The organism is Parapusillimonas granuli, assembly GCF_013416525.1.
Taxonomy (GTDB): Bacteria; Pseudomonadota; Gammaproteobacteria; order Burkholderiales; family Burkholderiaceae_B; genus Parapusillimonas; species Parapusillimonas granuli.
This window is the reverse complement of record NZ_JACCEM010000015.1, coordinates 72,196-81,604: the sequence shown is the minus strand read 5'-3', so window position 1 is coordinate 81,604 and position 9,409 is coordinate 72,196. Positions and strand designations below refer to the sequence as shown.

Sequence of the window (9,409 nt, the reverse complement as noted above, 5' to 3'; positions counted from 1 at the left end):
GGGTCCCCCACAGCGGTCGCGGCAACCGCGGCGGCGGCCGGAACCGAACGCTCCGCAGCGCCCGAAGCCGCGCGAGCCTGAACCGCGGCCGCCGCCCCGGGCCGCGCGCCCGGCTCGCCGGGATCGCCGAACTCGCCCTGCGCCACATAGTGCGCCAGCATGCGCCGATCGATGCCGATCTCCTGCAGCCAGGCGATCTGCACAGGAGTCAGCTCGGGGGCGTTCATAGCGTCTTTTGCATCACACAGGCGTCTTCGCGCCCGCCGCCCGGCGCGGGATAATAGTTTCGCCTCGTGGCAAGCTGCCGGTAGCCTTCATGCTGATAGAAGGCCAGCGCATTGCGATTGGAAGGCCGGACTTCGAGAATGATCGCGGGCAGCCGCTTCGCGCGCGCTTCGGCTTCGCAATGCCTCAGCAAGCGCCCGCCGACGCCCTTCTTCTGCTCGCCGGGCGCCACCGCGATGACCAGCAGGTGCGCGACGTCGGGCGCGTACAGAGACATGTAGAAGCCCAGCGTCCGCCCTTCCCTCCTGGCCACGTACGCGGCGTAGCCGGCTTCCAGGCCGTCCTGGAAATTGCGGCGGCTCCAGGGAAAGGACTGCACCAGGCTTTCGATTTCAGCGACGTCGTCCAGGTGTTCCGGCAGCATGGGTTCGATCCGGACCGGCGGCCCCTCGACGCGCGGGTTGCCGCCGGCGCCCAGTTCGCGCTCGCGCGTCGTGTAGGCCACCTTGTCGCGCACGTACAAAGGCATGGCGTGTTCCGGCTCGAGCGTCGCGCCGTCGCGCCAGGCCTGCAGCGCCAGACAGGCGATGGCGGCGGCGTCGGCGCGCAGCGGGTCGCCGGTTTCGGTGACGGCTCCGTCCAGTTGGATGCGCCTAAGATCGGGATGGGCGTCCAGCGCGTCGCCGACCAGCCTCAGCCCGGGGAGTTCGCGCCCGGCGAGCGCCCAGTCCGCCCATGCATTGGCCAGCCAGCGCTCCACGCGGGCCGCGTCCAGCAGCAGGGGCGCCTGCAGCGTTTCCCAGCGGGCGGCCTGGCCGGATCCGCGCATGTGATAAGCGCCCAGGTACACCTCGCCCATGCGGGCATCCTGGACGACGACGCGCACCAGGCCGGGAGACGCGCCGGCGGCCCGGTCGCGCTCGGCGACCGCCAGCAAGGAAACGACCGGCATCACCGGTATGCCCAGGGCGTAGCCGATGCCTTGCGCCACCCCGCAGGCCACCCGCAGGCCGGTGAAGCCGCCCGGGCCCTGGCCGAAGGCCACCGCCGACAGCTCGGCCCGGCCGATGCCGGCTTCGCGCATGACGTCGTCGGCCATGGGCAATAGGCGCTCGGCATGCTCGCCGGTGGCGTCGTGCTCTTGGATGAACACCTGCGGCGGGCCGTCGCCGCAGGCGAGCAGGGCGACCCCGCAGACGCTCGAGGAGGTTTCTAGCGCGAGGATATGGACTGTCATAGGCGCCCATTTTAACTGTCTAAGGCGAATGCCGGACGGACAACCCCCGGGCCGCGTCTTAAAATTAGTATCGCTCGAGCCTCCAAGGGGATAAAATGAACCTGGAGAATGTAATTGCAGTTTCTACCATACACTTAATGTGTAATATCTTGCTACAGACCCCTGTACGGCTTAACTCCACCCTGTTACATTTTCCCCATGAATACACAAAACCAATCCCTATCTCGCAAAATTCTCGTCGTCGACGACGATCCTCGCTTACGCGATTTGCTGCGACGCTATCTTTCGGAACAGGGTTTTAACGTTTTTGTAGCCGAAGATGCCAAGGAAATGGGCAAATTGTGGCAGCGCGAGCACTTCGACCTGCTGGTGCTGGATCTCATGCTACCCGGCGAGGACGGCCTTTCTATCTGTCGCCGCCTGCGCGGCGGACACGACAACACCCCGATCATCATCCTCACGGCCAAAGCCGAGGAAATCGACCGCATCGTCGGCCTGGAAATGGGCGCCGACGACTATCTCTCCAAGCCGTTCAATCCGCGCGAACTTCTGGCGCGCGTCAACGCCATCCTGCGCCGCCGCGGCACCGAAGAACACCCGGGCGCGCCCAGCCAGGAGAACGAGTCCATAGAGTTCGGCCCCTATGTGCTCAATCTGTCCACCCGCACGCTGACCAAGAACAACGAGCAGGTTCCCATCACGACCGGCGAATTCTCGGTCCTGAAGGTGTTCGCCCGCCATCCCAAAATTCCCCTGTCCCGCGACAAGCTGATGGAACTCGCGCGCGGGCGGGAATACGAAGCCTTCGACCGCAGCCTGGACGTGCAGATCTCCCGTTTGCGCAAGCTGGTGGAACCCAATCCCTCCAAACCGGTCTTCATCCAGACCGTCTGGGGGCTGGGCTATGTGTTCGTCCCTGACGGCGGTCACTGACAGACAGCGCTCACTGGTGCACAGCGGGCGTGATACCTCAGATCGGATATGTCCCCCGCGCAGAAGGCTCGCAATAAAAAAACGTCGCGTCTCCGCTTAGGCCTGTTCAGCCGTTCGTTCCTGCTTCTGGCGGGGCTGATGCTGGTGAGCCTGGGCGCCTGGCTGCAGGTTTTTTTCAGCATGGAAGAAGGCCCGCGCGCCGCGCAGATGGCGCAGCGTGTCACGACCGCCGTCAGCATCACGCGGTCCGCCCTGATCTACGCGCCGACCAGCGTGCGTCCCGCCCTGCTCCTGGACCTGGCCACCAAGGAAAGCCTCAGGGTCCAGCCCCACGAACCCACCGACGTCCTGGAAGGCTTGCCCAGTTCCAATTACTGGAAGCACGTCGCGCGCGACATCAAAGACAGGCTGGGCCAGGATACCCTGGTCATGTGGTCGGTCAATCAGACCCCGGGCGTCTGGGTCAGCTTCGAAATCAACAACGACCAGTACTGGCTGGTGTTCGACCGCGAGCAGCTGGGCCTGACCGCCGGCGCCGAATGGCTGGGCTGGGGGGCCACGGCGCTGCTGCTGGCCCTGATCGGCGCGGCCGTCAGCGTGCGCTTCGTCAACCGCCCCCTCGCCCAGCTGGCCAAGGTCGCGCAACAGCTGGCCCGCGGGGAAACGCCCTCGCCCCTGCCCGAAAAGGGGCCGGCCGAGATCCGCGACATGAACATCGCTTTCAACCGCATGGCGCGCGACATCCGCCAGACCGAGGCCGACCGCGAGATCATGCTGGCCGGCATCTCCCACGACCTGCGCACGCCGCTGGCGCGCATGCGCCTGGAGATCGAGATGAGCGACGTCTCGGAGGAGACGCGCCAGGCGATCGACGAGGACCTGGCGCAGATCGATCACAGCATCGGCCAGCTGATGGAATACGCAAGGCCGGCCGGCGTGGTGCCGGAACAGGGCACGGACATTTCTTCGGTGCTGCAGGATCTGTACGAGCGGGAACGCAGCCATACGGAGTCGCTCGGAGGCGAACTCACCGCGTCCATCGAGCCCAATCTCTATGCCAAGATCAACGCCCACGACCTAAAGCGCATCGTCGGAAACCTGATCGAGAACGCCCGGCGCTATGGCCGCAGCCCGTCGGACGGCAAGGCGAGGATCGCTCTGTCGGCCAGGCAGCAGGGCAATATTCTGGCCATCGAGGTGAAGGACCAGGGCACCGGCATCGCCTCGACCGACGTGCACCGCCTGCTACGCCCTTTTTCACGCGGCGAGTCCGCCCGCACGGGGGTCAGCGGGGCGGGGCTGGGGCTGGCGATCGTGGAGCGCCTGCTTGGCCAGGTGGGGGGGCAGCTGGAGCTCATCTCGGAGCCTCCGGGCGGCCTCCTGGCGCGCATCGAGATCCCGAAAGTGCGGATTCGCAATACGCAGTCGGATGGCTTCGTAGGGCCGGGCTAGCCGCCTGGCGGGCATCGGGCCCATCCCCGCCTCGACGCATGGAATTTTGCGCCGCCATGTGCGACCATATGGCTGTCATTCCCAGAATACAGGAGATCAGATGAAAACAGTTGGCGACAAGCTTGAACCCTTCAAAGTGGCCGGCGTCAAGCCCGGATTCAATCACCACGAGGAAAACGCCGTCTCGGCCTTTGAAGACATCACTGAAAGCTCCTTCCCGGGAAAATGGAAAGTCATCTACTTCTACCCCAAGGACTTCACCTTCGTCTGCCCGACCGAAATCGTGGGCTTCAACAACCTCGTCCAGGATTTCGAAGACCGTGACACCGTGCTGATGGGCGGCTCGGTCGACAACGAATACGTGAAGCTCGCCTGGCGGCGCGAACACCCCGAACTCAGCAAACTGGGGCATTACCAGTTCGGCGACACCACCGGCTCGCTGGTGGACCAGCTGGGCATACGCGAAAAGACCGAAGGCGTGGCGCTGCGGGCCACCTTCATCGTGGACCCGGACAACATCATCCAGCATGTATCGGTCAACAATCTTAACGTCGGGCGCAACCCCGAAGAAATCCTGCGCATCCTCGACGGCCTGCAAACCGACGAACTCTGCCCCTGCAACCGGCGCGTGGGCGGCGACACCCTGTAAAGCAAATCCCCACGCCGGCCGCGGCGTTGAAGCTCGAAGGCACCTCGGGCGCCGCGCCGGCGGCCGCTTGCGCCGCCGCTTCGGCCCCCGCGGGCCTCAGCCCGCGCCCGCCGCCCCGTCGGCGCGCGCCAGCAAGGCCACCACGGTCGCCGCGATTCCTTCCTTGCGCCCCAGGTAGCCCAGCCCTTCGTTCGTCTTGCCCTTGATGTTCACCGCCGTGGGGTCCATGCCCAGGTCGGCCGAGATATTGGCCGCCATGGCGGGCGCGTGCGGGGCGATCTTGGGCGCTTGCGCATGGATGGTCGCATCCACGTTCACCACCCTCCAGCCGGCCTCGCGCAGCTTGCCCATCGCCGTCCTCAGCAGCACCCGGCTGTCGGCGCCCTTGTAGGCTTCGTCGGTATCGGGAAAATGGCGCCCGATGTCGCCCAGGCCGGCCGCCCCGAGTATGGCGTCGGTGACGGCGTGCAGCAGCACGTCCGCGTCGGAATGCCCCTGCAGGCCCCGGTCATGCGGAATGCGCACGCCGCCGATGATCAGGGGCCGGCCCTGGACCAGCGCGTGCACGTCGAACCCCTGCCCGACACGAAATGGGAAATCCATCACAGCTTCCTTGTTCAAGCGGCCCGCCCGGACCCGTCGATACCGGGCCCTACAGCCATTTTTCCATCAAATCGAAATCTTCGGGCCAGGTCACTTTGAAGTTCCGCGCGGAACCCGGCACCAGCAGGGGCCGGACGCCCAGGCGTTCCAGCGCGGAGGCCTCGTCGGTGATCTCGGCGGATTCCGCCGCCGCCCGGCGCAGGGCGTCCAGCAGGGGCCCGGCGGGAAACATCTGCGGAGTCTGGGCCAGCCACAGGCCGTCGCGCGGCACGGATTCCCCGACTCGCGGCGCGGCCGCCCCGCCGGACGCGGCTTGCGGACCCGCCGCGGCCGCCCGCTTGACCGTATCCGCCACGGGCAAAGCCAGCAGGCCTCCGGCATCCAGCGCCAGGCACTGATCGATCAAGCGGGCCAGGGCCTCGGCCGGCAGCCCCGGCCGCGCGGCGTCGTGGACCAATACCCAGTCGCCGGGGCCCAGCCCGGCATCCTCGATGGCGGCCCTGACCGTGTCGGCCCGGCTGGGCCCGCCGCAGGCGCTCCAGACGGTGCGCGACAGGCCCGACAGGGCGGCCTCCACCCATGCGTCCCCGGGCGCCACCGCCACCCTGACCTGGCCGATGCGCGGTTCGCCGAGCAAGGCCTTCACCGCCCGGCGCAGCATGGGCTCGCCCTTGAGCGGACGATATTGCTTGGGCAAGGGCAGCGGCGCGCCCGGCCCGGCGGCCCGGGCGCCTATGCCCGCGGCGGGAACGATCGCAATCAGTTTCTTTTCCATAGGAAAGGCATTTTATAATGCCAGGCTACATGGCTACAGAATCCTCCCCTCTTTTGACCCTTCCCTCGACCAAAACCCTGCTGGCCGCGCTGCGGCCCGGGCAAAGGCACGCCCAGGCCCTTCCGCCCGGCTCCGGCGACGCCTGGCTGCTCGCCGACCTCGCCGGCCAGGCCCGCCAGACCGTCGTGGTGCTTTGCGCCGACCCGCTCACCGCGCAAAGACTGGCCGACGAAATCGTGATGTTCGCGCCCGATTTGCGCGTGCGGCAGATGCCCGACTGGGAGACCCTGCCCTACGACAGCTTCTCGCCGCACCAGGACCTGATCTCGGAGCGCCTGCGCACCCTGCATGCGTTGCTGCGCAATGCGGTCGACGTCCTGACGGTGCCGGTCACCACGGCCTTGTACCGGCTGGCGCCGCCCGACTTCCTCGCCGCCTACACCTTCTCGTTCCGGCAGGGCGACAAGCTGGACGAGGAAGGCCTGCGCCGCCAGCTCACCCTGGCCAACTACACCCACGTCACCCAGGTGACCGCGCCGGGGGAGTTCTGCATACGCGGCGGGCTGATCGACCTCTTTCCCATGGGCTCGGCCCTGCCCTACCGGCTGGACCTGTTCGACGACGAGATCGAATCCATACGGAGCTTCGACGTGGACACCCAGCGCAGCCTGTATCCAGTCAAGGATATCCAGCTGCTGCCGGGGCGCGAGTTCCCGATGGACGAAGCGGCGCGCAACCGCTTCCGCGCGCGCTTCCGGGAGGTCTTCGAGGGCGATCCTTCGCGCGCGCTGCCCTACAAGGACATCGGCAACGGCATCGCCTTCGCGGGCGTCGAATACTACCTGCCCTTGTTCTTCGACCACACCGCCACGCTGTTCGACTACCTGCCCGAGCAGGCCGTCACCGTGACGCTGGGTGACGTCAATCACGCCGTGCAGCGATTCGCGGCCGATACGCACAGCCGCTACCAGTTCCTCAAAAGCGACCGGGAGCGGCCGGTGCTGCCGCCGGAACAGCTATTCCTGGACGAAGAAGGCCTCTTCGTCCACCTCAAATCCTTCCCCCGGCTCGCGCTCACCCCGGGCGAGCCCCATCCGGACTTCTTCGATGCGCCGGAGGTGGCCGTCGCCCGGCGCGCCGAAGACCCGCTCGCCGGCCTGCGCAGGCTGCTGGAGGGCGACCAGGCAAGAGTCGTCCTGTGCGCCGACTCCGCGGGACGGCGCGAGACGCTGACGCAGATGCTGGCGGAGTTCGGCATCCGGCCCGATTCCCCGAGCGAATCGCTGCAAGAGGCCCTGGCGTCCACGGCCCGCTTCGCGCTCGTCACGGCGCCCCTGACCAATGGTTTCGGGCTCGGCAGGCAGCGCCTGGTGCTGCTGACCGAGAACAATCTTTATCCCACGCAAGCCCGCACGCCGCGGCGCGGCAAGCGGGCCCAGCAGGCCGGCAGCGACGTCGAAGCCATGGTGCGCGACCTGTCGGAACTGCGCGAGGGCGACCCGGTGGTCCATGCCCAGCACGGCATAGGCCGATACCGCGGCCTGGTCGAAATGGACCTGGGCGAAGGGCCCATGGAGTTCCTGCACCTCGAATACGCGACCGGCAGCACCTTGTACGTTCCGGTGGCCCAGCTGCACGTCATCGCCCGCTACAGCGGCGCGGATCCGGAAAGCGCGCCGCTGCACCAGCTGGGCTCCGGCCAGTGGGACAGGGCGCGCCGCAAGGCGGCCAGGCAGGTGCGCGACGCCGCGGCGGAGCTGCTGGCGCTGTACGCCCAGCGCGCGGCGCGGGACGGCTATCGCTATAAAGTCGCGCCCAACGATTATCAGGCTTTCGCCGAAGGCTTCGGCTTCGAGGAAACGCCGGACCAGGCGGCGGCCATCGAGGCCGTCATCGGCGACATGACGTCCGGCCGGCCCATGGACCGGCTGGTGTGCGGCGACGTGGGCTTCGGCAAGACCGAAGTGGCCCTGCGCGCCGCCTTCATCGCCGTGCTGAACGGCAAGCAGGTGGCCCTGCTGTGCCCCACCACCCTGCTGGCCGAGCAGCATGCTCAGACCTTCTCGGACCGCTTCGCCGACTGGCCGGTCAAAGTCGTGGAATTGTCGCGCTTCCGCTCGGGGCGGGAAATCAATGCTGCGGTGGCGGGCCTGGCCGACGGCAGCGTCGACATCGTCATCGGGACGCACAAAATCCTGTCCAAGGACGTCAAGTTCAAGGAGCTGGGCCTGGTCATCATCGATGAGGAGCACCGTTTCGGCGTCCGCCAGAAGGAAGCGCTCAAGACGCTGCGCGCCGAAGTGGACGTGCTCACGCTGACGGCCACGCCCATTCCCCGCACGCTGGGCATGTCGCTGGAAGGCATACGCGATTTCTCGGTGATCGCCACCGCGCCGCAAAAGCGCCTGGCGATCAAGACCTTCGTCCGGCGCGAGGACGGCGGCACCATCCGCGAGGCGCTGCTGCGCGAGCTCAAGCGCGGCGGCCAGGTCTACTTCCTGCACAACGAGGTCGAGACCATCCACAACCGGCGCGCCAAGCTGGAGGAGCTCGTGCCCGAGGCCCGCATCGCGGTGGCCCACGGGCAGATGCCGGAGCGCGAGCTGGAAGAAGTCATGAAGGGCTTCTACCAGCAGCGCTCCAACGTGCTGCTGTGCACGACCATCATCGAAACCGGCATCGACGTCCCCACCGCGAACACCATCGTCATCCACCGCGCGGACAAGCTCGGCCTGGCCCAGCTGCATCAATTGCGCGGCCGCGTGGGCCGCTCGCACCACCAGGCCTATGCCTACCTGCTCACGCCCGGCGAAGACGCGATGACGGCGAACGCCAAGAAGCGCCTGGAGGCCATCCAGGCGATGGAGGAACTGGGCGCCGGCTTCTTCCTCGCCATGCACGACCTGGAGATCCGCGGCACCGGCGAAGTGCTGGGCGAATCCCAGTCCGGCAACATCCAGGAAATCGGTTTCTCCATGTATTCCGACATGCTCAACGCCGCGGTGCGGGCGCTCAAGTCGGGGGAAGAGCCCGATCTGGACTCGCCCTTCTCCTCGCTGTGCGAAGTCAACCTGCATGCCTCGGCGCTGCTGCCCCCCGATTACTGCCCCGACGTCCACGCCCGCCTGGGCCTGTACAAGAAGCTCGCCCACGCGCGCCACGAAGACGACATGATCGCCATCCAGGAAGAGCTGATAGACCGCTACGGGAAATTGCCGGAGGCCGCGCAAACCCTGCTCGCGACCCACCGCTTGCGCCTGAGCGCCGAGCCTCTGGGCGTCGTCAAGATCGACGCGAGCGAAAGCCAGGCCGTGCTCCATTTCTCGGCCAAGCCCAGCGTGGATCCGCTGCGCATCATCGAATTGGTGCAGAAGCGCAGGGACGTGAAACTGGCCGGCCAGGACAAGCTGAAAATCGAGATCAAGCAGGGGCGGCAGGTTGCCGCGCGCATCGAGGCCGTGCGCGGGGTGCTGCGGGCGCTCAAATCGGGAAGCGCCTGAGTCCAGGGGCCGAGCAGAACCCCGTGCGGGGCCCT

General features: G+C 67.0%; 8 protein-coding genes. 4 read left to right on the top strand and 4 right to left on the bottom strand.

The annotated features are described in order from the left end of the window. Together H0A72_RS20935 and tsaB are read right to left on the bottom strand one after the other, a co-directional pair. Window positions 1-227, bottom strand: a 227-nt coding sequence (locus H0A72_RS20935; protein ID WP_180158457.1) for a hypothetical protein, incomplete at its 3' end; no start/stop codon positions are given. Further along, window positions 224-1,462, bottom strand: coding sequence for a tRNA (adenosine(37)-N6)-threonylcarbamoyltransferase complex dimerization subunit type 1 TsaB (gene tsaB, locus H0A72_RS20930; RefSeq protein WP_180158456.1), 1,239 nt, complete (start codon window positions 1,460-1,462; stop codon window positions 224-226). The genes tsaB and H0A72_RS20935, both read right to left, overlap by 4 nt. Before the next feature lie 198 nt (window positions 1,463-1,660). Between tsaB and ompR the strand changes: the two genes are divergently transcribed. From ompR to H0A72_RS20915, 3 genes are all read left to right on the top strand, one after another. Then, window positions 1,661-2,395 (top strand): osmolarity response regulator transcription factor OmpR, encoded by a 735-nt coding sequence (ompR, locus tag H0A72_RS20925; RefSeq protein WP_180068156.1) that lies wholly within the window; start codon window positions 1,661-1,663, stop codon window positions 2,393-2,395. Window positions 2,396-2,533: 138 nt separating this feature from the next. After that, a complete protein-coding gene (locus H0A72_RS20920; RefSeq protein ID WP_180158455.1) occupies window positions 2,534-3,847 on the top strand; it encodes a sensor histidine kinase in 1,314 nt (437 codons plus the stop codon). A 100-nt stretch (window positions 3,848-3,947) separates the two neighbouring features. Beyond that, a complete protein-coding gene (locus tag H0A72_RS20915; RefSeq protein WP_180158454.1) occupies window positions 3,948-4,496 on the top strand; it encodes a peroxiredoxin in 549 nt (182 codons plus the stop codon). Window positions 4,497-4,592: 96 nt separating this feature from the next. On the opposite strand, the gene ispF is transcribed toward H0A72_RS20915, so the two are convergent. Together ispF and ispD are read right to left on the bottom strand one after the other, a co-directional pair. After that, window positions 4,593-5,099: a 2-C-methyl-D-erythritol 2,4-cyclodiphosphate synthase gene (gene ispF / locus H0A72_RS20910; protein ID WP_180158453.1), complete on the bottom strand. Its 507-nt coding sequence runs from the start codon at window positions 5,097-5,099 to the stop codon at window positions 4,593-4,595. Between the two features lie 49 nt (window positions 5,100-5,148). Beyond that, a complete protein-coding gene (gene ispD, locus H0A72_RS20905; RefSeq protein WP_180158452.1) occupies window positions 5,149-5,874 on the bottom strand; it encodes a 2-C-methyl-D-erythritol 4-phosphate cytidylyltransferase in 726 nt (241 codons plus the stop codon). A gap of 17 nt (window positions 5,875-5,891) precedes the next feature. On the opposite strand from ispD, the gene mfd reads away from it, so the two are divergent. Beyond that, window positions 5,892-9,374 (top strand): transcription-repair coupling factor, encoded by a 3,483-nt coding sequence (mfd, locus tag H0A72_RS20900; RefSeq protein ID WP_425502535.1) that lies wholly within the window; start codon window positions 5,892-5,894, stop codon window positions 9,372-9,374. Window positions 9,375-9,409 lie beyond the last annotated feature (35 nt).

Bases quoted from the DNA above. Each gene is read 5' to 3' on its own strand.
- tsaB (WP_180158456.1), bottom strand. From the start codon at position 1,462: ATGACAGTCCATATCCTCGCGCTAGAAACCTCCTCGAGCGTCTGCGGG.
- ompR (WP_180068156.1), top strand. From the start codon at position 1,661: ATGAATACACAAAACCAATCCCTATCTCGCAAAATTCTCGTCGTCGAC.
- H0A72_RS20920 (WP_180158455.1), top strand. From the start codon at position 2,534: ATGCTGGTGAGCCTGGGCGCCTGGCTGCAGGTTTTTTTCAGCATGGAA.
- H0A72_RS20915 (WP_180158454.1), top strand. From the start codon at position 3,948: ATGAAAACAGTTGGCGACAAGCTTGAACCCTTCAAAGTGGCCGGCGTC.
- ispF (WP_180158453.1), bottom strand. From the start codon at position 5,099: ATGGATTTCCCATTTCGTGTCGGGCAGGGGTTCGACGTGCACGCGCTG.
- ispD (WP_180158452.1), bottom strand. From the start codon at position 5,874: ATGGAAAAGAAACTGATTGCGATCGTTCCCGCCGCGGGCATAGGCGCC.
- mfd (WP_425502535.1), top strand. From the start codon at position 5,892: ATGCCAGGCTACATGGCTACAGAATCCTCCCCTCTTTTGACCCTTCCC.